Consider the following 23577-nt stretch of genomic DNA (forward strand, 5'->3'; position numbering starts at 1 on the left):
AGGTCGAGAGCGGCAATCGTCTGGTTGCGGGCACCACTCAGGCAATCGAAGAGCTGGCCGTGACGCTGGGGCAGACCACCACAACGGTCGAGCAGGTCTCCAAGGACAGCGAGCAGATCGAGACGGTTATCGAGGTGATCAACTCCATCGCTTCGCAGACCAACCTGCTGGCCTTGAACGCCGCCATTGAAGCCGCCCGCGCCGGAGAGCACGGACGAGGCTTCGCGGTCGTGGCCGATGAGGTGCGCTCGCTGGCGACTCGCACTCAGGAATCGACTCAGGAAATTCGCGAGATGATCGGGCGCTTGCAGAGCGGAACCCAAGCGGCCGCACTCACCATGCGTGACTGCTGTGAGCGGGTGACCCAGACGGTTTCGCAGACTCGCGATGCCCAGAGTGCGCTGACCAGGATCAGTCAGGAAGTAGGCGCCATCAATAGCATGAACGCCCAGATCGCCAGCGCGGCTGTCCAGCAAAGCGCCGTAGCCGAAGACGTCGCGGTCAACATCACCCGTATTCACGACTCGACCGTCAAGTCCGCCAGCGGATCCCTGCAGGTCGCGTCGGCCAGCAGGGAGCTGGAACAGCTCGCAGATCGACTTGCACAAAAGGTTGCCATTTTCAAAGTGGGCGGAGCCTGATGGTTTATGCTGTGACGTAACACATGAGCCTGGGCTGACGTCAGAACGTCGCCAGCCCAAGGACTCACTGGTACGAGCATTTATTTATATATCTGCACCCCACGCCACGAATGGTGGCACTAAGACATCTCGAGCGCTGTCCTAATGGATTCGATGTGATGAACCCGGTGCCACATGCTCACTCCCGCCCTTGATCGCCCGACCCAGGAAGACTCGCAGACCCTTGCCGAAGTTGAGCGAACCATTGCCTGCGGAGTGGGCACGCTGCGGTTCAGCCGTGAACTCGAACGACGCTACGAAGCAGACACCCTGCACCAGCGGCGTCGGTTCATCACGGCGGTCGGCATCGGCGGCGGACTGATCTACAACCTGTACCTGCTCAGCGACTGGCTGATGTTGCGCGACATGTTTTTCTACGTCGCAATCGGCCGACTGTGCGTGATTACCCCAATGTTCATCGCCTTGCTGTTGTTGATCCAGCGCATGACGTCTCGTCGTGCGCTGGAAACAACCGCAGCGGTCGGCACTGTGCTGTCCTCGCTGATGCCGATGGTGGTCATGACCTACAGCGAAAGCCCGCACCAGCTCCATTACCAGTTGGGGATGCTGCTGGTGATGGTCTATTGCACCATGATTCAGCAATTGCCGTTTCGCTACGCCACCGTGGCAACGCTAAGCATGCTGGGCATTCAACTGGTGACGACCTATCTGGCTGACTTTGCGGATTTCCTGACCTGGCAGGCCAATGCCCTGCTATTTGTGTCTACCGTTGCACTGCTGCTGATGTCTTCGTACTTTCTGGAGCGAGGCGCACGGCTGAGCTACCTGTTCGCGCTGCGCGGACGGCTGCTGCATATCCAGTTGATGGAAGTTGCGCGTACCGATGCGCTGACACGGCTGTTCAATCGACGGTATCTGGACGAGCTGGTGAGCTCGATCTGGGAACGCTCCCGAGAGACGCCCACAAACGTCGCGTTCATCCTGCTGGATATCGATCACTTCAAATCCTACAACGACAACTATGGTCACCCTCAGGGCGACAGCTGCCTGAAGTTGATGAGTCAGGTGATCCAGCAGAATGCCCAGCAACATGGCGCCGTGGCGTTTCGGTATGGCGGCGAAGAAATTCTGATCCTGATGGTCAACACCGACGTCAGCCAGGCCAAGGCACTTGCCGAGATCATGAAAGCTGCACTGGCGACGCTCAAGTTGCCGCATCCGGCACAGGGCGAAGGCGCGCTGGTCACCATCAGCCTGGGTGTCGCCGCGGCCGTAGCGCCGCTGGCCACGGCCGACCAACTGATCAATGCCGCCGACGTTGCGCTGTACGCAGCTAAACATGCCGGTCGTAACTGTATCCGCTCAGCCTGACCCTCAAGCGCAGGCGTACGTGCCTTCTGTGCTTTACCCCGGTTGACCGCCGCTCTACTCTGCCGGTTTGAGATCAACGGACGGGAGTCAGCGCATGGGCGTGCATATCGAAGTCAAAAACGATCCTACGGAAGAAGATCGCCTGGCCATTCTTGAGCCTTTGAGGCGCTACAACGCTGAACAGGCTGGTGACGGGCAATCGGAAAAGATCGCGTTACTCGTGCGGGATGAAAAAGGCGACATCATCGGCGGTCTGCACGCTCGCCTCTTTTATCGCTGGCTGTTCATTGAGCTGCTGGTCGTGCCCGAACAGACCCGAGGTCAGGGAACAGGCTCGCGTCTGATGCAGATGGCCGAAGAGCTGGCCATGGAGAAAGGTTGTGTCGGGATGTGGCTGGACACCTTCGACTTCCAGGCACCGGACTTTTATCGCAGTCACGGCTTCAGCGAGTTCGGGAAGATAGAAGACTACCCGCCCGGCCACAAGCGCTTCTTCTTTCAGAAGCGCCTGGACGTTCAAGCCGTTTGAAGGACCGGGGCAGCGTCGTGAAACGCTGCCACCGCGTTCGAGGATCAGACCTTGAACTTGCCCACCAGGTTGTTGAACGAAATCGCCAGTCGCGACAGTTCCTGGCTCGATGCACTGGTCTGGTTGGCGCCCGCAGCGGTCTGGGTGGACAGGTCCTGAATGTTGATCAGGTTGCGATCCACTTCGCGCGCAACGTGGGATTGTTCTTCCGACGCCGTGGCAATCAACATGTTGCGGTCGTTGATTTCAGCGATGCTCTGAGCGATGCGCTCCAGCGATTGGCCTGTGGCCTGGGCCAGTGACTGAGTGTTGCTGGCCAGCGTACGACTGTTGCCCATCGCACGAACGGCCTGATCGGCGCTGCTCTGTACGCTGCCGATCATCGCTTCGATCTCACCGGTGGATGCCTGAGTACGGGCCGCAAGGGCCCGCACTTCATCAGCCACCACGGCAAAACCACGACCCTGTTCGCCGGCACGGGCGGCTTCGATGGCCGCGTTGAGGGCCAGCAGGTTGGTCTGCTCGGCGATGCCGCGAATCACGTCCAGCACCTGACCGATTTCGCGAACGCGTCCAGCCAGTTCCTCGACCATCGCGGTAGAACTGCTGATCTCGGTGCTCACCGTGTTGATCGCGTTCACGGCTTCGCGTGCCTGATCGCGACCGGTCGCCGCCTCGGTGCTGGTCAACTTCGACGCATCGGAGGTGGAGATGGCGTTGCGCGCCACTTCCTCGACCGCTGCGGTCATTTCCGTGACAGCGGTAGCCGCCAGTTGAATCTCGTCATTCTGACGCGTCAGGCCACGGCTGCTTTCTTCTGTTACCGCGTTCAATTCCTCGGCGGCCGAGGCAAGCTGGTCGGCAGCACTGGAAATTTGTCCGATGGTGTTCTTGAGGCTGTTTTGCATGTCGCCGAGCGCGGACAGCATCAGCCCGGCTTCATCACGATGCAGGCTGACAATCGGCTGGGTCAGGTCGCCACCAGCAATACGCTGGGCATTGACCAGAGCGGACGCAATCGGGCGGCTGATCACGCGGCTGATGAACAGGCCGAGCAGGAAGGCGGCAAGGAACGCCACGCCAATGCCGACATACAGATTGAGCTTGGCAGCAGATTCGGTCTTGCCGGCAGCGACTGCGCCCTCGCCCGTTTGACGGGCGTTGGAGTCAACCATGATGTTCAGCTCGTTCATGATCTTGAGGTAGATGTCACGAACCTCACCGTCCACCAGCGTTCTTGCGGCATTGACATCGCCGGCCAGAGCCACGCTGACGGCTCGATCAATCGCCGCCTGATAGGCAGGCCAGTCCTTGTCCATCAAATCACCGGCGGCGCGCTCATCATCTTCCAGTGGCGTGGTTCGATAGGCGGCATACGCTTTTTCCGCCTGAGCGCGGTTTTCACGCAAGTTCGTGACGACCTGATCCTTGACGCTCTGAGGCGCGTTGGCGGCCACTGTCGACAGCAGGCGGTAGAGGTCACGGTTCTGGGCGATGGCATTGGCCTTGGTTTCACTGGTCTTGCCAACCGACACAAGGTTATTGGAGAACGTGAGCTTTAGGCTGTTCGAAAGGTCGCCGATGCCCTGGCTGCCGATGATGCCTACCACGAGCGTGATGAGCGCACAGAGTGCAAACGAGATGAACAGCTTGGTGGACAGTTTGGCGTTGTAAAACCAGTTCATGACAGGATCCTTGGTCGAGAAAGCTGGGTAAGGCTCCATTACAGATGCGTACATGCATCGACCTGAAGCTCCTTGTAAGAAGCTCTATCGGCAATGTGCGAAACCGCTGGAGTCCTTGAGCGAGAGTTTTCGTGGAAACGTCAGATTTTTCTGGCCAACTGCCGGGCGCGTGCCTGTCCTTGAAACATGCTGACAGCAATGCGGATTTGTGTAACAGGAACTTTCCACCTGCGCTGCGTTACTATTTCCAGCAATTATTCAGTCAGAGCCCGCCCCCAGGATGTTCCCCTCGCCCGTGTCACCGCATGATTCGTTACCCGCCGTTCTTGCCGGTCCGCTGCTGCGCCGACAGGAAGCCAATCGCCTCGTGTTGTGGCTGGTGGGCTCGCGGCCGTTGCCGCTGACGTTGCGTCTGCGGACTGATGAACAGGCGGACGCGACATTCACGGACTATCCGCTCGATGAGCAGCAATGCCAGATCATCGCGATGGGCCAACGGGCGTTCATCCATCTGATCGACGTGCGCCTGGACGGCGATTTGCCGAAGGACCGACTGATCGATTACGACCTTTATATAGAAGACGAACAAACCGTAATTGCCGACTGGGCGCCCCATTTGCTCTACAGCGGCGCCAGCCATCCCAACTTCGTGGTGCGCAGCAAGATCGACCACATCCTCCACGGCTCATGCCGCAAGCCGCATCATGGTTCTGCCGATGGACTGTTATGTGTCGATCAGTTGCTGGCGGACACACTTGATCCACTGCAGCGTCCCGCCTTGCTGATGATGAGCGGTGATCAGGTCTACGCCGACGACGTTGCAGGCCCCATGCTGCGTGGGGTCCATTCGCTGATCGACCGTCTGGGCCTGTTCGACGAGAGGCTGGAAGGCGCCGTGGTCGACGACAGCCAGAGTCTGTACGACCACCCGGCCAGCTATTACCAGCGCGCCGACCTGTTGCCCGCCCTGAAAAGTAACGACACCTTGCGTGATCGCTTCTTCGGCGGCACCAGCAAGCCCGTCTTCACCAGCGCCACTGCAGACAACCATCTGGTGACCCTGGCGGAAGTCATGGCGATGTACCTGCTCGTCTGGTCGCCGGTGCCCTGGTCCCTCGTCACACCGGACATGCCGCAGCTCGACGCGCAAGAGTCCGAGCGCTATGCCCGGGAAAACGTGGTGATCGATGATTTCAGAGCCGGCCTGGGCAACGTCGCCAGAGCCATGGCGCACCTGCCCTGCATGATGATGTTCGATGACCACGACATCACGGACGACTGGAACCTGTCGGCGAACTGGGAAGAGACCGCCTACGGTCATCCGTTTTCGAAACGCATCATTGGCAACGCTTTGATTGCTTACCTGCTGTGTCAGGGCTGGGGTAACAACCCTGATGCGCTGAACGAGCTTGTCGGGCAGGCACGAGCCTTGAGCGATGAAACCGTCAGCCGTGACAACCAGCTGGAGAGCAAGACCCAGGACGCACTGATCGATCAACTGCTGAAATTCCAGCAATGGCATTACGTGCTGCCCACGACGCCAGCGCTGGTGGTGTTGGATACTCGAACGCGTCGCTGGCGCAGTCAGTCGAACTTCAACCACCCTTCCGGCCTGATGGACTGGGAAGCACTCTGCGAACTGCAGCAGGAGCTGATCGATCACAAATCAGCCATCATCGTTTCACCGGCCCCGATTTTCGGGGTCAAGCTGATCGAGGCTATCCAGCGCGTTTTCAGCTGGTGCGGCTACCCGCTGCTGGTGGATGCGGAAAACTGGATGGCCCATCGCGGCGCGGCCCAGGTGATCCTGAACATCTTTCGCCACTCCCGAACGCCGGGCAATTACGTGATTCTGTCGGGGGACGTTCATTACTCGTTCGTCTACGAAATCCTGATCCGGCACCGCAGTGGCGGCCCGCGCATCTGGCAAGTCACCAGCAGCGGTATCAAAAATGAATTCCCCCGACGCTTACTGGATACTTTTGATCGGTTGAATCGGTGGTTATACTCACCGCGTTCGCCGCTGAACTGGTTCACCAAACGTCGCCTGATGAAAGTCATCCCGCGTACGCCAGAACACAGCAAGGCGGGTGAACGGCTGTGGAATTCTGCGGGTGTGGGCCAGGTATTGTTCAACGACCAGGGCCAGCCAACGCTGATCAACCAGCTCAACGCCAACGGCGCACCGCCTACCTGCTTCGTCGAACCGGCAGAATACAGAGACGAGCGGTCAGGTACGGATCGCCGTTTTCTGGAAAACGACAGGGAAACGAGCGATAGTCACCGCTGAACCTTATCGCCGATTGCCGGGTCGATAGTTGCTACCGGTCAGGTTTACGGCAAACCCTGACAAGCATTATTTCCTGGAGAGCGCCCCCGTGATAACCAATCAACGCATAGCCAGACTCAACGCCTGGGGCGCGCATGGCTTCACCGCCACCGGCGTGGTCCTTGCGTTCCTGGCGACCATTGCCTTGTTCAACAATGAACCGAAAGCCTGCCTGCTCTGGCTCGGTGCCGCCCTGATCGTGGATGGGGTGGACGGTTCGCTGGCACGCAAGGTCAATACTACTTCAGTCCTGCCGCACTTCGATGGCTCGGTGCTGGACCTGGTGATTGACTACCTGACCTACGTATTCATTCCCGCGCTGTTCCTCTACCGCTACATCCCGGTCCCGGATTACACGCTGCTGTTGAGTGTGTCGGTGATTCTGGTTTCGTCGCTGTTCTGCTTCTGCAACGTCGACATGAAGAGCAAGGACAATTACTTTCAGGGCTTCCCCGCTGCCTGGAACGTTGTCGTACTGTGCCTTTACATCCTCTCGCCAAGCCCCTGGATGACCTTCATCACCATCATTGCGCTGGCCCTGCTGACCCTGACCCGCATGAAGTTCCTGCACCCGTTCCGGGTACGTCGTTTCATGCCGATCAACATTGCGGTCACAGCGGTCTGGTTGCTGTCCAGCGCACTGCTGATCATCAACCATCCGCACAATGGCCCCGTGGTCATGGGACTGTGGCTGGCGATGTCGGCGTATTTCCTGGGGATTTGTATCTGGAGAACGTCGCTGGAATGGCTGGGCCGTCTCAAGGCCTGAGCTGATTCGCTCGCTGCCCGGACACGCCGGTCAGCGAGCGAGTGACCTGATCAGACTCTGCTTTCGGTTTGAGCCTCGGCTGCATTGGCCGACTTGCCGAAGTGATACGTGGTAAAGCTGCACAGTCCCAACCCGCCCAAGGCCAGCAGGCCGCCGACAATCCCGACGCTCGATACGCCCAGTTGGCTGCTTACCACGCTGCCAAGCAGCGCCCCGCCGCCGATCCCGATGTTGAAGATGCCCGAAAACAGCGCCATTGCCACGTCCGTTGCATCCGGCGCAAGCGACAGCACGCGGGCCTGCAGCAACAGGCCGAAGCTCATGATCGCCATGCCCCAGACCACCGTCAGTGTTCCCAATGTCACAGCATCGCCGGACAGCGGCAGCAGCATCAGCAGACACACCGCAATGGTGCCGATCGCGGTAATCAGCAGCCCGTTTGGAAAGCGATCACTGAACAGGCTGAACACGATCGAGCCCATGACGCCAGCGCCACCGAAGACCAGCAACAGAATCGTCGTGACCTCACCACTGAGATGCGCCACGGTCTCGGTGAAGGGCTCGATGTAGCTGTAGGCCGTGAAGTGGGCGGTGACCACCAGCACGGTCAGCAAATACACCGCCATCAGTTTCGGGCGCTTGAACAGCATCGGCAGGCTTCTCAGCGAGCCGGAGTTCTGGCTTGGCAGCAACGGCAGCGAGCGGGTCAAGAGCACCACGACCAGGGCCGCGACGCCTGCGATGCCCATGAAGGTGGTGCGCCAGCCCAATGCCTCGCCCAAGACCCGTCCCAATGGAATACCCAACACCATCGCCAGCGACGTGCCGGTCGCCAGCAAGCCAAGGGCCTGCACCTGCTTGCCGGGCGGCGCGATACGTACCGCCAGAGACGCAGTGACCGACCAGAACACCGCATGCGCAAACGCAATGCCGACCCGGCTGATCAACAGCACCGTAAAGCTGGTGGCCATGGCCGAGACGATGTGACTGCCCACGAACACCGCAAACACAAAAATCAGCAGCTTGCGCCGCTCGATATTTCGCGTCATCAGCATCATCGGCAGCGACATCAGCGACACGACCCAGGCGTAGATGGTCAGCATCAGGCCGACCTGGGCCGTGGTCATGTCGAAGCTCTTGCCAATGTTGCTCAGCAAGCCGATCGGCACGAACTCTGTGGTATTGAAAATGAAGGCCGCCAGGGCCAGAGCGAGTACGCCAAGCCAGCTACCGGCATGTGCATTCGGTGGTGTAGTCATCAAAAATATACAACGCTCGAAGTGGGTTGCGACCCGGGGGCCTACCGCCACACAAACACGCGTGGCACCTGTAAAAACCAAGGCATGCGCCCCAATGAAAAAACAACGCGAAAACGCCCCGCTCAATGATCAGGACCGAGCGCAGTGTGCGAAGTGGATTTTTGTCGATATGGGGAGATGCAGCCGAATATGTGGAATTCTACGGACCGGGACGCCTGATCACAACACATCCATGAAACACATCCCGGACAAGTGACCGCCGGTCGGTAAGCACAAGCGCTTATCTGGACGAGGCGTCACCGAGAAAGCGTTTTTCGTGATCCGGCGATGGCAGCAGGCACTGATCATAACGACCGAACAATCGATAACGATTGAGCGCGATTCGGTTGTAGGCCCAGTCCCGCAGGAAACGTGGAAACACCCGCAGGACACTCAATAGCGGCCATGGTGCTGGCAGCAGACGCATGATGTGCAGAAAGCCATCCGAACGCACATACACGCGACCATTCTGGATCACGGCGATGGTGTGAAACTCGTCCAGCGGCAGCCCTGCCCACTTCAACAATGCCTGACCTTCATCGGACTGCACCGCAGCCAGGCGCAAACGCCGTTCAGGGTCATGACGAATCAGAAACTTCACCACGCCGTTGCACAACTTGCAGACGCCGTCGAACAGCACGACGCATTCATCGGGCTTAAGGTAGGGAGCGGGAGTTTTCGGCATGATCAGACCCTGCTGTAGAAAAGAAAACGCCCCGCCGGTCACGAGACCGGCGAGGCGTTCAGGCTAAAACGCGAAGCGCGAGGAATCAAACCTTCCTGACGAACTCGGACTTGAGCTTCATCGCGCCGATGCCATCGATCTTGCAGTCGATGTCATGGTCGCCATCCACCAGACGGATGTTCTTGACCTTGGTGCCGACCTTGACCACCAGCGAGGAGCCTTTGACTTTCAGGTCCTTGATCACAGTGATGGTATCGCCGTCCTGCAACACGTTTCCGGTGGAATCCTTGATGACCTTGACGTCGTCGGACGCTTCGCTGCCGCCGCCGTCAGCGGACCATTCGTGGGCGCATTCCGGGCAGATCAGCAAGGAGCCGTCTTCGTAGGTGTATTCGGAATTGCATTTCGGGCAGGACGGTAAGCTCACAGGGGATCTCGCATCGGGGTAAAAACCATGGATTATAAAGGGCTTTTCCGCTTTCAGGTGGATCGCGAGAAATCGCACGTCCATGTCCTTTGTCAGTGCCTTGCAGGGACGTGATTTTCTACAATGCTTCAATAGCAGTCGCATCAGGAGAGTCCAATGCTCGCAAACCGTTTCGCCCCGTTCGAGGACCTCGCTCGGATGCTGATTCCGCATACCCACGCCGAGAAGATCGACGGTTCGCATGACGTCTCGCATTTGCTGAGAGTCTGGAGAAACGTCTGCGCCATTCGTGACGATGAAGGCGGTGACGCCCGCGTGCTGGTGGCCGCCACGCTGTTGCATGACTGCGTGGCGGTCGAAAAGAACTCGCCCTTTCGCTCCCGAGCATCACGACTCGCAGCTGCCCGAGCCAGCGAGCTGCTGACCGAAATGGGCTGGGATGAAGAAAGCATCGCTTCGGTCGCTCACGCCATCGAGGCGCACAGCTTCTCGGCACAAATAACGCCCAGGACCCTGGAAGCCAGAATCCTGCAGGACGCCGACCGTCTCGACGCGCTGGGCATGGTTGGAGTGGCGCGCGTGTTTTATGTGTCAGGACGCATGGGACGTTATCTCTACGACCCTCTCGATCCGCACGCCACGCAGCGGCCCTATGACGACAAGAACTTTGCTGTCGATCACTTTCACACCAAGCTGCTGCACCTGGCCGATGGTTTTCAAACCCGTTCGGGGGCTTCGCTGGCGAAGATCAGGCACGAGCGATTGAAGCGCTGCCTGGATGAACTGATGGAAGAAATCGGCGCGCCACACGACTGAAGCCTGCGCATATCGGCCATAGATGACATCAATGCGACATTAACGCAAAACGCCGCAGACATGTCATAAAGACATCACACATGTGCCTTATAAACGGCTCTCCGAAAGGGTCCGTTCAAAGAGGTCATCTGCTGTGAAAAATCTCCTGCCTCGTTTCTTGCGTCCAAAGTCCGGGGTAACGGTGTTGCGCCGTTTCAGGATCGCGCCACGTCTGGTCATCTGCTTCGGCATCACGGCCCTGCTCATGGTTTCTCTTGGCGCCTTCTGCCTGTTGCAAATGCAGGACATTCGCCGTCAGGGCGAGGCCGTCGAAAGCGGCGCCTTGCCGAGCATCGCCATGGCCGACGCCATCGCCCTCGGTCTGGTGAAACTGCGCAGCGAAACCACTCGGCTGATTGCCAACGCCGACGATCCGGGCGCGGTGATCAACAGCAAGATCAACGTTGAACAGCTCAAGAATGAAGTCGAGAAAGGCTTCGCGGATTATCTGGCACGTGTTCCGGCAGGCACCGAGCATGATTCGATAATGGCCCTGCAGGACGCCTACAAGGCGTTCATGCCGGGGCTGCAGGACCAGATGGTGCTGATCGAGCAGAACAAGCTTGACGAAGCACGCACGCTGGCCAATACCATGCTGGCGATGCAGGGCGACCTGATGGACATGCAGGTACAGCTGCTGCGCGAACTGAACAAGCAAAGTGCCGCTGCTGCCGTGGACGAAGCGAGCGCCCGTTACGAGCAGACGCGCGTCATTGCGCTGAGTGCCATTGCTATCGCCCTTGCGCTCACCCTGCTGCTGGCCTGGCGTCTGAGCGTCAGCATCATCCGCCCGGTTCGCCATGCGCTGCACATCGCCAGCACCATCGCCGATGGCAACCTGACCCGTCATGAAATTCCGGACGGCAAGGATGAAACCGCACAACTGCTGACCACACTGGGCCGCATGCGCAACAACCTGCACAGCACCATCGACCAGATTTATGCCGCCGCCACGCAGCTGTCCCAGTCGGTTCAGGAAATGGGCACCATTGCCGAAGCCAGCGCCCTCAACCTGCAATTGCAGAACAATGAAATCGAACAGGCGGCAGTGGCGGTCAACCAGATGAGTCAGGCTGCCGTCGAAGTGGCGGGCAATGCCAGCAACACGGTAAGCGAGTCTGAAGCCTCTACTCAGGCGGCAGCTCAGGGTCAGGTCAAACTGTCGGCGACCATCAGCTCGATCAAGGAACTGACCGCGAACGTGCTGGATTCATCGCATCAGGCCGAAGGGCTGGCCGAGCGTACGCAGAGCATCAGCAGCATCCTGGATGTGATTCGCGCCATCGCCAACCAGACCAATCTGCTGGCACTCAACGCGGCCATCGAAGCCGCACGTGCCGGTGAAGCCGGACGCGGGTTTGCCGTGGTCGCCGATGAAGTTCGCTCACTGGCGCAACGCACCAGCGCCTCGACGACAGAAATCGAAGGCCTGATCAGCGGGGTCCAGCAAAGCACTCAACAGACAGCCAGCTCGCTGCGTCATACGGCATCACAAGCCAGCCTGACCCTGGAGCAGGCCGCTGCGACGGGCGAAGCCCTGAACGTGATCATCAGCTCAACCGGCACCATCAACGACCGCAATCTGCTGATTGCCAGTGCGGCGGAACAGCAGGCGCAGGTCGCCGGTGAAGTGGATCGCAACCTGAGCAGCATTCGCGACCTGTCATCGCAGACCGCATCCGGCGCGCAGCAGACCACAGTCGCCAGCAACGCGTTGTCGATGCTGGCGACGGATCTGAATCTGATGGTGCAACGATTCGTGCTCTGAGCATCGGGCGCTGCGTGCCTTCGAGGCAACACAGCGTCCGATAGATCTTCAGGCTCGATCAGTCCTGCGGACGCAGGCGGTACTGAGGCGGCAACTGCTCGAAGCCGCTGATGGTGGTGTCCAGACTCTTCCAGCGACCATCCTTGATGCCATAGATGCAACCGTGCACCGACAGGCTCTGGCCGCGATGCCAGGCGTTCTGCACGATGCTGGTGTGAGCGACGTTGGCGACCTGCTGAATCACGTTCAGCTCGCACATACGGTCGACGCGTTCTTCTTCGGTCGGCAACTGAGCCAGCACGTTGCGATTCTCGTAATACAGATCACGGATCGTGCGCAGCCAGCCGTCGATCAGGCCGAACTGACGGTCCTGCATGGAAGCGCGAACGCCACCGCAGCCGTAGTGACCGGTCACCAGAATGTGTTTGACCTTCAAGACATCCACGGCGTACTGAATCACCGACAGGCAGTTCAGGTCCGTGTGCAGCACAACGTTGGCCACGTTGCGGTGTACGAACAGATCGCCGGGCAACATGCCGACAATCTCGTTGGCGGGAACGCGCGCATCCGAGCAACCGATCCAAAGAAATTCCGGGGTCTGCTGGCGAGCCAGCTTGGCGAAGAAGTCAGGGTCCTCCTGTTTGATCGCCTCGGCCCAACGTGCATTGTTATCAATCAGGTCTTGTAGCTCGTTCATGCTTTGATGCCTCGTTTATGATGCTCAGCCTTGGACAGGCCTTTGACACCGGAAGTCACGTCCTTGTGCCACTACCTGATATCACCCTTGATGACAAACCGCGCTGATAAACCGTACTGATAAAAAAAGGAATCTTCAAAGTTGCGACCGGTCCACCTAACAAGACCACCTGCAATGAGGATTCGTCATGAACGATTCACGCCGTCCATTCGATGCCACCCAACCGGAACCCATCGACGATAACGAAGACCGCATGGGCTCCATGGAAGAACTGAACTTCAGGGATGATGAGACCGCCCGTATCGGTGATCTTATGCCTGAAGACGAACTGCAACATGAAATACCGGATGAGCGCGTGCGCGAAGCCGGCATGACCGGTGCGTCCACCGATGACCACCAGCCAACCGACGATGATCTCTCGCCTGAAACGCTGATTCATGAAGATGGCGCCCGCTCGGCCAGTGAGCGCGGTGAGGGCAATCCTGCCGATCTTGACCTGACTGTGGTCGATGAAGATGACATCGGCGGTGGCGACGGTCTGGATGAAGAAGAGATGGCCATCGTCGACCCGCTGGATGGCAAGGCCGGACGCTGAAGCCGGGTTATTCCAGAAGCGTGCAGGCCATGACCACGGCATCTTCACGACCGCCGACTGCGGGGTAGTAATCACGCCGCCGGCCTATCTCGTTGAAACCGTAGTTTTCATACAGACGATAGGCTGGTCGGTTGCTGTCACGTAGTTCCAGAAAGCACTCGCGAGCATTGAGCTGGTAGGCGCGCTTCATCAGGTGATCCAGCAACAGCAGCCCAAGGCCACGCCCCTGACTTTCCGGCTTCACGGTGATGTTGAGCAGATGGGCTTCGTCGATGATGACCTGGACCACGCCGTGCCCGACCTGCTGAGCGCCTTCGAACATCAGCCAGATCTCGTATGACTTGAGCCCGTCCAGAAAGATGCCACGGGTCCAGGGATGGCTGAAGGCTGCGTATTCGATCTTCAGCACCGCATCCAGATCGGCCTCGGTCATGGGCCGGAAGCTTATTGCATCACTCATCAGTTGGTTTCCAGCGCGTCATCAGCCGACGCATGGCTTTCCAGACATCAGCCTTGCGTTCAGGCTCGTCCATCAATAATTCCAGCCCCGGCAGCGCCCACACAGTGCCCAGGCCGTCTACCTGCAAATCCTGATAGTAGGATTCGGCGTCGGCTTCGCCTGCGAATTTCATGGCGGGCAAGCCCACCAGCCACAGGCAGGTGCACGGTTCATCTTCGAGTCTTGCACCGACGAAACCCTGCACGAAGTCACGCGCGGCCTCCGGCCCTTGATCCATCTGGCCACGAACCAGCAGCGGCCAGCGCACAGGCTCGCCAATGATCTGCGGACTGTCCGGCAGACCGGCGGCGCGCAGCATGTCCTTGAGCAACAGATAGGAAGGGTCGCGACTCTGGAACGGCTGGCCAGTGGACAGCTCCACGAGCAGCATGCAACGCCCGGCGCGCAACAATTGCAGGGAGAAACGCGGCGGCGGCACGACCACAGCCTTGGGCGGTGCGGGTTCGGCGTCTTCAACGACCGCAGCGACGGTGCGCGTGCTGGCCAGCGAAGGTCGCGGCACTTCGATTTTCGGGCGTTCGGAGGCTCGCTCGGATGGCCGATCGATGGGCACCACGTTGTCTGCAACCACAGGCGCAGGTGAGGAAACCGCTGGCAACTCGTTTTGCACCTCGACCGGCGGCGGCAACGGCGCGAGCAGTTCCGGACGGGAAGGTGCAGCAAACGGCAGTTCAGTGCGCGGCAGCCAGTTGACCACCTGCATGGCGGTCAAATAAGCGCGGCGACGGGACTCATTGAGCAAGGGTCGGCCACCTGTGGATAGTTAGGCGCGCAATTCTAGCGTTGTTCGTCTTTTCGTGCTGAAGCATATCGCGCCAGGGTGAAATCTTGAGTGAATGATGCAGTACAATCGCCGCCTTTCATTCGCCAACAGTCGGCCTATCCATGATCGAACCCAAGCGCGTCCTGCGCGCCCTTGCCGAGCATTGGGCGCTACTCGAGCCCTTATGTGAACACTTCGACCAGGGCACCCTGAGCCTGAGCGAGCTGCGCCTGCAGCTTGCCGCTCAGCAACAGGACAGCACCCCGCAAGACATCACCAATCTGCTGGACGTGTGGATTCGTCTGGACATCCTGGTGCCTGTCGCCAAAAGCCCGAACCGTTTCGAGCTCAATGCGCAGATCCATGACTTTCTGTCCTATCTGCGCCGTGAGCACCGCCTGGGGCTGTGCCTGGAAATCGAAGCCTATCTGCGTCACCTCGAACGTCTGGCCGGTTACATTCAGGACGCCTTCGAGATTCGCGACGCCAATGATCTGGCCAGACAGCTTCGATTGCTGGATATGCGTGTCCGTGACGTGCTGAAAAAGCTCGCCAATGACGAGCAGGCACTGGTAGCGGTCGCTGATCGGGCCAAGACCAGCGACCGGCAGATCCCGCTTCGCCAACGCTACGCAGAAGTGCTGGCAACCTGGGATGAATACGTCGAGCCGATGATTCAACTGGTCAACGCCGACGGGGCTTTCGAGCAAGGCGTGCGCAAGGTCGAGAATGTCCTGCTGCGTCTGTTGACCGAACAGCAGCGTCTGGGCCATCTGGTCGACGACGACATGCTGCTGCGCACCCATGCGCGCATTCTGGAAATGCAGACTAGCGCCCAGCTCACCCTGCGCCATGCGCGTGAGCTGTTGCTGCCGCTGCGCGAAGAAGCCCGTCGCCATAACGCTGTCACCCGTGGCGCAGCACTGGCGTTGTCAGCCATTCGCCGCAAAGGACTGGACGCCGTGCCGCAGGCTGCAATGCCAATGTTCACCCGTCCGCAAAGCACCTTTCTGGGCAGCGCGAGCCAGGTTGAAGCCTACGTCTACGCCCTGGCGCGCTTCGAGCCCAAGCCAGCACGCTTCCCCAAGGCCAGCGGCACCCGCAAGGGCGAACCTGCCCGCGCGCCGCGTACGGTCAAGGAAATGCTCGAGCGCTGCGAAGACGCCCTGCCGATGCCGGACCTGATGAACTGGCTGCTGGAGCAGGAGCCGAACGGCGAAACAGAAGAATTGCTGTATTGGTTTTCACGCCTCTCCCGCGACAAGCGCTTTGAGCGCGAACGCCTGGAGCGCCGCGAATATTACACACGGGAGCACCGCGTCAGCCTGCGCTCCTTTGCCCTGCTTGCCCCCGCAGACACGCAGCCAGAGAATTCCGAGAGCACTGTTCATGCATCTTGATCTATCCGAAATGTCCCAGCTCGCCCCGATCTTTCGCGAGCTGTTCAAGGGCTACCACATCAGCCGCCGTGATCCGGAGCTGTACGCCCAACTATCCAATTTCCAGGATCAGTACCGTGCGCTGTTCAAGGCGCTAGGGTTCGAACTGGTGTGCGATACCCGTGGTTTCTACTACTTCGTGCCGGACCTTGCCGCAGCGCAGGTGAACAAGACCGCCCAGCGTCTGGCGCTGTTCACTTTCATCCTCGTCGAGCATCTGGCCGATCAGGGCCGCGACCCGATGGCCGTGCTGGACGGCGGCAGTCTGGGACGCGACGAATTGCCGTCGATGCTGGAAAAGTATCGCGATCTGTTTTTGCAGGCCGAGGTGCAGACCCAGGAAGAACTGGAAGAGAAAATCATGCGCCGCATGACCCAGCTCGGCTTTGCCAGTGAAGAGGTCGGCATCTATCGATTCCTGCCGCCCATGCACCGCTTTCTCGACGTATGCCTCTCCGTGCAGCAGGACCGTGACCTGGCAGCCAGCCTGCACAGCGCCCTGCCCTTGCCGACGCCGGTACTCATCGACGACGACAGTGATGAAAAGCTGCTGGAAACCGATGATCCACTGGACCTCGCCGAATTCAGCGAAGAAACCGAAGAAGAGGCGTTGGCCCGTGCCATTGCCGATGAACAGGAGTTAGACGCATGAGCCAGGAACGCTTTGGCATTCGCCGTTTTGCCCTGTTGAATACCGCAGGTTACAGCCTGGGTCTGTTCCCGCTGGAGAATCCTCTGTCGGTGTACGGCGCGAACAACCTTGGCAAGAGTGCGTCGATCAACGCGCTGCAGTTCCCGATTCTGGCACGCATGTCGGACATGAGCTTCGGCAAGTACAGCCTGGAACAATCCCGACGCTTCTACTTCGCTTCGGACACCAGCTACATTCTGGTGGAAGTCTCCCTGCCGCATGGCCCGCACGTCATAGGTGTGGTCGGTCGCGGCCCGGGCGGCGGCTTCGGGCACCAGTTCTTCGCCTACGCCGGTGAACTGGATCTGGGTCATTACCAGAAGAACGACACCTGCCTGCGTCAGAAAGAGCTGTTCAGCAATCTGGAAAGCAAGGGCCTGAAAGCCTACGAGCTCAAGCCGGACGAACTGCGCCGCCTGCTGGTAGGCGGTCACACCTCGATCCCGCTGGACCTGACACTGATTCCGCTGCGCTCGACCAGTGAGCAGAGCCTGAAGACGTTCCGGGCACTGTTCATCAACCTGCTGCACATGCGCGAAATCACCGCCGCCAAGCTCAAGCAACTGTTCCTCGATGCCTTCGAGCACAGCCTGCGCTCCGGCAGCGTCGACTACATTGCGGCGTGTGAAGAGGCCTTCCGTGACGTGCGTCGCATGGAACAGGATTACAACTCACTGGTGCTGGCCGGTCCGCTGGTCGAAGCACTGGCTGCGGGCGTCAAGCAGCGCGATCTGTTGCGCGGCAAGCTGCATCGTCTTTCGCCGATTCTCGATTCCTTGCTGGGCACCTGGTCGGACTACTCAGGTGCACGCAAGGAAGAGCTGGTCATCCAGGCCGAGCACTACCGTGCCCAGCAGGATGAAATGCAGAACGAACAACGCTCCAGCACTCAGGAACTGATGCGTCTTGAACGTGAGATCAGCGGTATCCAGCGCTGGGTCGGTGAACTGTCGGTCCTGAAGAACCGCTTTGCTCTGGTCGACGATGTGAAAGTGCTGGAGCAGCAATTGCTGGCGGCCAAGGACGCGCATGACGAACTGGCCGGTGCACTGGCCCAGTCCCGGCAGTTCAGCGCCGAGGATCTGGACGAGCGACTGCGCGATCTGGAAAAACGCCTCAAGTCACTCAAGCAGCAACTCGATCACGCGGACAACAACAGCTACGCCCGCTTGCGCGAAGAGTTCTCGCAACCGGATGTCGAGCGCCTGATGCGCCTGTTCAACAGCTCGCTGTTCAGTCTGCCGCTTGGCGAGCAGGGTATTGCGCTGGACGATGGCGACGCGTGGGTCAAATCGCTGGAAACGATTCTGGATGGCTTCAAGGGTGATCAGTTCACCGTACCGGGTTTGACGATCAACCTGTCCAGTATCGAGCCTCCCGCTCTCCAGGCGCTGGCCGATCGGGCCGCGTTGCGCGACCAGAAAGAGCGTCTGGAAAAAGAACTGAAGCAGTTGAAAACCCAACAGGCTGTGGCAGCAGATCGTTCGGCGAGCAAGACGCAGACCGAGGCGCTGTATCAGCAGGTATTGGACGCACAGAAAGCGCTTGAAGACTTCCGTCGCTGCCAGACGCTGAGCGCAGAAGAGCCTTCCAGGCTTGAAGACCTGGCGCAGATGGAAGCGGCGCAGGACGAACTGAAACGCTCAAGCGATGCGTTTACTGAGCGTGTCCAGCAGCTGTCGGCCAAGCTGCAACTGGTTGCGCGACAGATCGGCGACCTGGAATCCAAGCAACGTACGCTGGACGATGCACTGCGCCGTCGCCAGTTGCTGCCGACTGACTTGCCGTTCGGCACGCCATTCATGGACCCGATCGACGATTCGATGGACAACCTGCTGCCATTGCTCAATGACTATCAGGACAGCTGGCAGGGTCTGCTGCGCAGTGATGGTCAGATCGAGGCGCTGTATGCGCAGGTCCGCCTCAAGGGCGTGGCGAAGTTCGACAGCGAAGATGACATGGAGCGTCGACTGCAGTTGCTGATCAATGCCTATGCGCACCGCACCGATGAAGCGCTGACGCTGGGCAAGGCGCGTCGTGCTGCCGTGACTGACATTGCCCGCACGCTGCGCAACATCCGTAGCGACTATGACAGCCTTGAGCATCAGCTTGCCCTGTTCAACCGCGAGATCAACAAGCGTCAGGTGTCCAACCTGGCCAGCTTCCGCATTGTGCTTGCTCCCAACAAGGAAGCGCTCAAGCATATCGATCAGATTATCCACAGCGCCGGTCAGTACGAAGAGGGCGAGACGCTGTCGGTTTTCGATCTGAGCCAGAGTGCTGAGCAGGACAACAAGAACGAAGAAGCCAAGGAATACCTGGCACGTCTGGTAGCGGCTAACCACAACCAGCTTGGCCTCAGGGATCTATTCGAACTGGCCTTCGAAATCACCAAGGTCAATGGTCAGCCGGTTATCCATACCGACATCGACGGCGCTGCGTCCAACGGCACGACGATGACCATCAAGGCGCTGACCAACATGTACCTGTTGCTGCACTTGATGGACCGTGATCAGGCTGGCCGAGTGCGCTTGCCTTACTACCTGGACGAAGCCGCAGACATCGACGAGAAGAACCAGGCGGCATTGCTGGAGACGAGCCTGCAGCTGGGCTTTGTGCCGATCCTTGCGAGTGTAAAGCCCCAAGTCTCTGCCCATGTCGCTATCGACCTGGAAGGCGGCAGCGGGCCGAACGGTATTTATATCGATGAAGCCGACTGGAAGTACATCCAACGTCGTGACGAAGTGAAGAAAGAGGTTTCGGAGCTGGCTTCGTAAGTCTGGGACCGCTGTGATGAAAAGGCCGCATGTGAATGCGGCCTTTTTTGTGGGCGGCGTTCGGGGGCATGACCTTGATGGTTTGCACGGTGCGTGGTGTGAACAGCCGTATGGGGGTTGTGAGCTGCTGCTGACGTCTGCAACTGAATCGCTGGAAGCAGGATGGGCGTTATAGATGGCTGGCGAGCGTCGTGGCACTTTTGCAGACGCCACAAAGACAAAACCCCTCACCGCGTGAGCGATGAGGGGTTCTGGAATTTAATCTTGACGATGACCTACTCTCACATGGGGAAACCCCACACTACCATCGGCGATGCATCGTTTCACTGCTGAGTTCGGGATGGGATCAGGTGGTTCCAATGCTCTATGGTCGTCAAGAAATTCGGGTACCGAAGCGTGCCGTGCGGCGCGATTCAGCAAATTGGGTATGTGATATCGGTGTCGTTCGTGACGCAAACTTTCGGTTCGTGTCGTCTTCACAGTCACCGCAATCTGTGCTCGTTCGAGTCGCAGATTGCTTGGGTGTTATATGGTCAAGCCTCACGGGCAATTAGTATTGGTTAGCTCAACGCCTCACAGCGCTTACACACCCAACCTATCAACGTCGTAGTCTTCGACGGCCCTTCAGGGAACTCAAGGTTCCAGTGAGATCTCATCTTGAGGCAAGTTTCCCGCTTAGATGCTTTCAGCGGTTATCTTTTCCGAACATAGCTACCCGGCAATGCCACTGGCGTGACAACCGGAACACCAGAGGTTCGTCCACTCCGGTCCTCTCGTACTAGGAGCAGCCCCTCTCAAATCTCAAACGTCCACGGCAGATAGGGACCGAACTGTCTCACGACGTTCTAAACCCAGCTCGCGTACCACTTTAAATGGCGAACAGCCATACCCTTGGGACCGGCTTCAGCCCCAGGATGTGATGAGCCGACATCGAGGTGCCAAACACCGCCGTCGATATGAACTCTTGGGCGGTATCAGCCTGTTATCCCCGGAGTACCTTTTATCCGTTGAGCGATGGCCCTTCCATACAGAACCACCGGATCACTAAGACCTACTTTCGTACCTGCTCGACGTGTCTGTCTCGCAGTCAAGCGCGCTTTTGCCTTTATACTCTACGACCGATTTCCGACCGGTCTGAGCGCACCTTCGTACTCCTCCGTTACTCTTTAGGAGGAGACCGCCCCAGTCAAACTACCCACCATACACTGTCCTCGATCCGGATAACGGACCTGAGTTAGAACCTCAAAGTTGCCAGGGTGGTATTTCAAGGTTGGCTCCACGCAGACTGGCGTCCACGCTTCAAAGCCTCCCACCTATCCTACACAAGCAAATTCAAAGTCCAGTGCAAAGCTATAGTAAAGGTTCACGGGGTCTTTCCGTCTAGCCGCGGATACACTGCATCTTCACAGCGATTTCAATTTCACTGAGTCTCGGGTGGAGACAGCGCCGCCATCGTTACGCCATTCGTGCAGGTCGGAACTTACCCGACAAGGAATTTCGCTACCTTAGGACCGTTATAGTTACGGCCGCCGTTTACCGGGGCTTCGATCAAGAGCTTCGCTTGCGCTAACCCCATCAATTAACCTTCCGGCACCGGGCAGGCGTCACACCCTATACGTCCACTTTCGTGTTTGCAGAGTGCTGTGTTTTTAATAAACAGTCGCAGCGGCCTGGTATCTTCGACCGGCGTGGGCTTACGCAGTAAATGCTTCACCCTCACCGGCGCACCTTCTCCCGAAGTTACGGTGCCATTTTGCCTAGTTCCTTCACCCGAGTTCTCTCAAGCGCCTTGGTATTCTCTACCCAACCACCTGTGTCGGTTTGGGGTACGGTTCCTGGTTACCTGAAGCTTAGAAGCTTTTCTTGGAAGCATGGCATCAACCACTTCGTGTTCTAAAAGAACACTCGTCATCAGCTCTCGGCCTTGAGATCCCGGATTTACCTAAGATCTCAGCCTACCACCTTAAACCTGGACAACCAACGCCAGGCTGGCCTAGCCTTCTCCGTCCCTCCATCGCAATAACCAGAAGTACAGGAATATTAACCTGTTTTCCATCGACTACGCTTTTCAGCCTCGCCTTAGGGACCGACTAACCCTGCGTCGATTAACGTTGCGCAGGAAACCTTGGTCTTTCGGCGTGGGTGTTTTTCACACCCATTGTCGTTACTCATGTCAGCATTCGCACTTCTGATACCTCCAGCAAGCTTCTCAACTCACCTTCACAGGCTTACAGAACGCTCCTCTACCGCATCACCAAAGGTGATACCCGTAGCTTCGGTGCATGGTTTGAGCCCCGTTACATCTTCCGCGCAGGCCGACTCGACTAGTGAGCTATTACGCTTTCTTTAAAGGGTGGCTGCTTCTAAGCCAACCTCCTAGCTGTCTAAGCCTTCCCACATCGTTTCCCACTTAACCATGACTTTGGGACCTTAGCTGACGGTCTGGGTTGTTTCCCTTTTCACGACGGACGTTAGCACCCGCCGTGTGTCTCCCATGCTCGGCACTTGTAGGTATTCGGAGTTTGCATCGGTTTGGTAAGTCGGGATGACCCCCTAGCCGAAACAGTGCTCTACCCCCTACAGTGATACATGAGGCGCTACCTAAATAGCTTTCGAGGAGAACCAGCTATCTCCGAGCTTGATTAGCCTTTCACTCCGATCCACAGGTCATCCGCTAACTTTTCAACGGTAGTCGGTTCGGTCCTCCAGTCAGTGTTACCTAACCTTCAACCTGCCCATGGATAGATCGCCCGGTTTCGGGTCTATTCCCAGCGACTAGACGCCCTATTAAGACTCGCTTTCGCTACGCCTCCCCTATTCGGTTAAGCTTGCCACTGAAAATAAGTCGCTGACCCATTATACAAAAGGTACGCAGTCACCCAACAAAGTGGGCTCCCACTGCTTGTACGCATACGGTTTCAGGATCTATTTCACTCCGCTCTCCGCGGTTCTTTTCGCCTTTCCCTCACGGTACTGGTTCACTATCGGTCAGTCAGTAGTATTTAGCCTTGGAGGATGGTCCCCCCATATTCAGACAAGGTTTCTCGTGCCCCGTCCTACTCGATTTCATTGCAAAGAGACTTTCGCGTACAGGGCTATCACCCACTATGGCCGCACTTTCCAGAGCGTTCCGCTACTCTCAATCCAACTTAAGGGCTGGTCCCCGTTCGCTCGCCACTACTAAGGGAATCTCGGTTGATTTCTTTTCCTCAGGGTACTTAGATGTTTCAGTTCCCCTGGTTCGCTCCATACACCTATGTATTCAGTGTAAGGTAACCATCTTATGATGGCTGGGTTCCCCCATTCAGACATCTCCGGATCACAGTCTGTTTGCCGACTCCCCGAAGCTTTTCGCAGGCTACCACGTCTTTCATCGCCTCTGACTGCCAAGGCATCCACCGTATGCGCTTCTTCACTTGACCATATAACCCCAAGCAATCTGGTTATACTGTGAAGACGACATTCGCCGAAAGTTTGTTCTCACAAACTTTACCTTAGCCTGTTCACCACCAGTGAAAGTGGTCAACAGTCTATTTCTTTCTATCACATACCCAAATTTTTAAAGAACGATCTAATCAAAGACTAGAAATCAACACTCATCACCCGGTGGATGGAATGCTCATTTCTAAGCTCTAACAACGAAACAGCGGTAAGTGGTGGAGCCAAACGGGATCGAACCGTTGACCTCCTGCGTGCAAGGCAGGCGCTCTCCCAGCTGAGCTATGGCCCCGTATTTCT

Annotated in this window: 17 protein-coding genes, 1 tRNA gene, 2 rRNA genes and 2 pseudogenes; 11 read left to right on the forward strand and 11 right to left on the reverse strand. The window is 58.2% G+C overall.

What is annotated here, in order from left to right:
- Positions 1-125 precede the first annotated feature (125 nt).
- From CFBP1590_RS28565 to CFBP1590_RS22145, 3 genes and pseudogenes are all read left to right on the forward strand, one after another.
- Positions 126-641: pseudogene (locus tag CFBP1590_RS28565) on the forward strand (methyl-accepting chemotaxis protein); the annotation flags it as partial.
- Between the two features lie 174 nt (positions 642-815).
- The gene (locus CFBP1590_RS22140) at positions 816-2012 is read left to right on the forward strand and encodes a GGDEF domain-containing protein (RefSeq protein ID WP_088235929.1); all 1197 of its coding nucleotides are present in this window, start codon (positions 816-818) and stop codon (positions 2010-2012) included.
- A gap of 94 nt (positions 2013-2106) precedes the next feature.
- The gene (locus tag CFBP1590_RS22145) at positions 2107-2541 is read left to right on the forward strand and encodes a GNAT family N-acetyltransferase (RefSeq protein ID WP_088235930.1); all 435 of its coding nucleotides are present in this window, start codon (positions 2107-2109) and stop codon (positions 2539-2541) included.
- 44 nt (positions 2542-2585) lie between these two features.
- Here CFBP1590_RS22145 and CFBP1590_RS28735 read toward each other — a convergent pair whose 3' ends face one another.
- Both CFBP1590_RS28735 and CFBP1590_RS28740 read right to left on the reverse strand, forming a co-directional pair.
- A complete protein-coding gene (locus CFBP1590_RS28735) occupies positions 2586-3470 on the reverse strand; it encodes a methyl-accepting chemotaxis protein (protein WP_406656082.1) in 885 nt (294 codons plus the stop codon).
- Positions 3444-4280: pseudogene (locus CFBP1590_RS28740) on the reverse strand (MCP four helix bundle domain-containing protein); the annotation flags it as partial. The gene CFBP1590_RS28735 and the pseudogene CFBP1590_RS28740, both read right to left, overlap by 27 nt.
- A 226-nt stretch (positions 4281-4506) precedes the next feature.
- On the opposite strand from CFBP1590_RS28740, the gene CFBP1590_RS22155 reads away from it, so the two are divergent.
- Positions 4507-6516 carry an alkaline phosphatase D family protein gene (locus tag CFBP1590_RS22155; protein WP_058430972.1) on the forward strand — a complete coding sequence of 670 codons (2010 nt, stop codon included), beginning with the start codon at positions 4507-4509 and terminating at the stop codon, positions 6514-6516.
- Between the two features lie 88 nt (positions 6517-6604).
- Positions 6605-7324, forward strand: coding sequence for a phosphatidylcholine synthase (gene pcsA / locus CFBP1590_RS22160; protein WP_004879872.1), 720 nt, complete (start codon positions 6605-6607; stop codon positions 7322-7324).
- Positions 7325-7374: 50 nt separating this feature from the next.
- Here pcsA and CFBP1590_RS22165 read toward each other — a convergent pair whose 3' ends face one another.
- The 3 genes from CFBP1590_RS22165 to CFBP1590_RS22175 all read right to left on the reverse strand — a co-directional run bounded on the left by CFBP1590_RS22165 (position 7375) and on the right by CFBP1590_RS22175 (position 9734).
- On the reverse strand, positions 7375-8586 hold the full coding sequence (locus CFBP1590_RS22165) for a sugar transporter (RefSeq protein WP_025993144.1): 1212 nt from the start codon (positions 8584-8586) through the stop codon (positions 7375-7377).
- 277 nt (positions 8587-8863) lie between these two features.
- Complete coding sequence (locus CFBP1590_RS22170; protein ID WP_043304122.1) at positions 8864-9307, reverse strand: thiol-disulfide oxidoreductase DCC family protein; 444 nt, start codon at positions 9305-9307, stop codon at positions 8864-8866.
- Between the two features lie 85 nt (positions 9308-9392).
- Positions 9393-9734, reverse strand: a complete 342-nt coding sequence (locus tag CFBP1590_RS22175; protein ID WP_025993143.1) for a zinc ribbon domain-containing protein YjdM — start codon at positions 9732-9734, stop codon at positions 9393-9395.
- A gap of 156 nt (positions 9735-9890) precedes the next feature.
- Between CFBP1590_RS22175 and CFBP1590_RS22180 the strand changes: the two genes are divergently transcribed.
- Both CFBP1590_RS22180 and CFBP1590_RS22185 read left to right on the forward strand, forming a co-directional pair.
- The gene (locus CFBP1590_RS22180) at positions 9891-10550 is read left to right on the forward strand and encodes an HD domain-containing protein (RefSeq protein WP_088235931.1); all 660 of its coding nucleotides are present in this window, start codon (positions 9891-9893) and stop codon (positions 10548-10550) included.
- Positions 10551-10731: 181 nt separating this feature from the next.
- Positions 10732-12357, forward strand: a complete 1626-nt coding sequence (locus tag CFBP1590_RS22185) for a methyl-accepting chemotaxis protein (RefSeq protein ID WP_162999638.1) — start codon at positions 10732-10734, stop codon at positions 12355-12357.
- 58 nt (positions 12358-12415) lie between these two features.
- On the opposite strand, the gene can is transcribed toward CFBP1590_RS22185, so the two are convergent.
- On the reverse strand, positions 12416-13054 hold the full coding sequence (can, locus tag CFBP1590_RS22190; protein WP_004879883.1) for a carbonate dehydratase: 639 nt from the start codon (positions 13052-13054) through the stop codon (positions 12416-12418).
- Positions 13055-13241: 187 nt separating this feature from the next.
- Here can and CFBP1590_RS22195 point away from each other — a divergent pair, with 187 nt between their 5' ends.
- The gene (locus tag CFBP1590_RS22195; RefSeq protein WP_058430969.1) at positions 13242-13649 is read left to right on the forward strand and encodes a hypothetical protein; all 408 of its coding nucleotides are present in this window, start codon (positions 13242-13244) and stop codon (positions 13647-13649) included.
- A 7-nt stretch (positions 13650-13656) separates the two neighbouring features.
- On the opposite strand, the gene rimI is transcribed toward CFBP1590_RS22195, so the two are convergent.
- Both rimI and CFBP1590_RS22205 read right to left on the reverse strand, forming a co-directional pair.
- The gene (rimI, locus tag CFBP1590_RS22200) at positions 13657-14109 is read right to left on the reverse strand and encodes a ribosomal protein S18-alanine N-acetyltransferase (protein WP_004879887.1); all 453 of its coding nucleotides are present in this window, start codon (positions 14107-14109) and stop codon (positions 13657-13659) included.
- Positions 14102-14911, reverse strand: a complete 810-nt coding sequence (locus CFBP1590_RS22205; RefSeq protein WP_029241425.1) for a hypothetical protein — start codon at positions 14909-14911, stop codon at positions 14102-14104. The genes rimI and CFBP1590_RS22205 overlap by 8 nt, the downstream gene beginning before the upstream one ends.
- A gap of 143 nt (positions 14912-15054) precedes the next feature.
- Here CFBP1590_RS22205 and mksB point away from each other — a divergent pair, with 143 nt between their 5' ends.
- The 3 genes from mksB to mksF are packed head-to-tail and all read left to right on the forward strand — an operon-like array spanning position 15055 to position 19839.
- On the forward strand, positions 15055-16332 hold the full coding sequence (gene mksB, locus CFBP1590_RS22210; protein ID WP_004879892.1) for an Mks condensin complex protein MksB: 1278 nt from the start codon (positions 15055-15057) through the stop codon (positions 16330-16332).
- The gene (gene mksE / locus CFBP1590_RS22215) at positions 16322-17023 is read left to right on the forward strand and encodes an Mks condensin complex protein MksE (RefSeq protein WP_029241424.1); all 702 of its coding nucleotides are present in this window, start codon (positions 16322-16324) and stop codon (positions 17021-17023) included. The genes mksB and mksE overlap by 11 nt, the downstream gene beginning before the upstream one ends.
- Positions 17020-19839, forward strand: coding sequence for an Mks condensin complex protein MksF (gene mksF, locus CFBP1590_RS22220; protein ID WP_043304130.1), 2820 nt, complete (start codon positions 17020-17022; stop codon positions 19837-19839). Before mksE ends, mksF begins: the two co-directional genes overlap by 4 nt.
- Before the next feature lie 262 nt (positions 19840-20101).
- Here mksF and rrf read toward each other — a convergent pair.
- From rrf to CFBP1590_RS22235, 3 genes are all read right to left on the reverse strand, one after another.
- A 5S ribosomal RNA gene (gene rrf, locus CFBP1590_RS22225) occupies positions 20102-20217 on the reverse strand.
- 151 nt (positions 20218-20368) lie between these two features.
- A 23S ribosomal RNA gene (locus CFBP1590_RS22230) occupies positions 20369-23261 on the reverse strand.
- Between the two features lie 232 nt (positions 23262-23493).
- Positions 23494-23569 (reverse strand) — tRNA-Ala (locus CFBP1590_RS22235).
- Between the last annotated feature and the right edge of the window lie 8 nt (positions 23570-23577).

This window comes from Pseudomonas viridiflava, assembly GCF_900184295.1.
GTDB lineage: Bacteria > Pseudomonadota > Gammaproteobacteria > Pseudomonadales > Pseudomonadaceae > Aquipseudomonas > Aquipseudomonas viridiflava.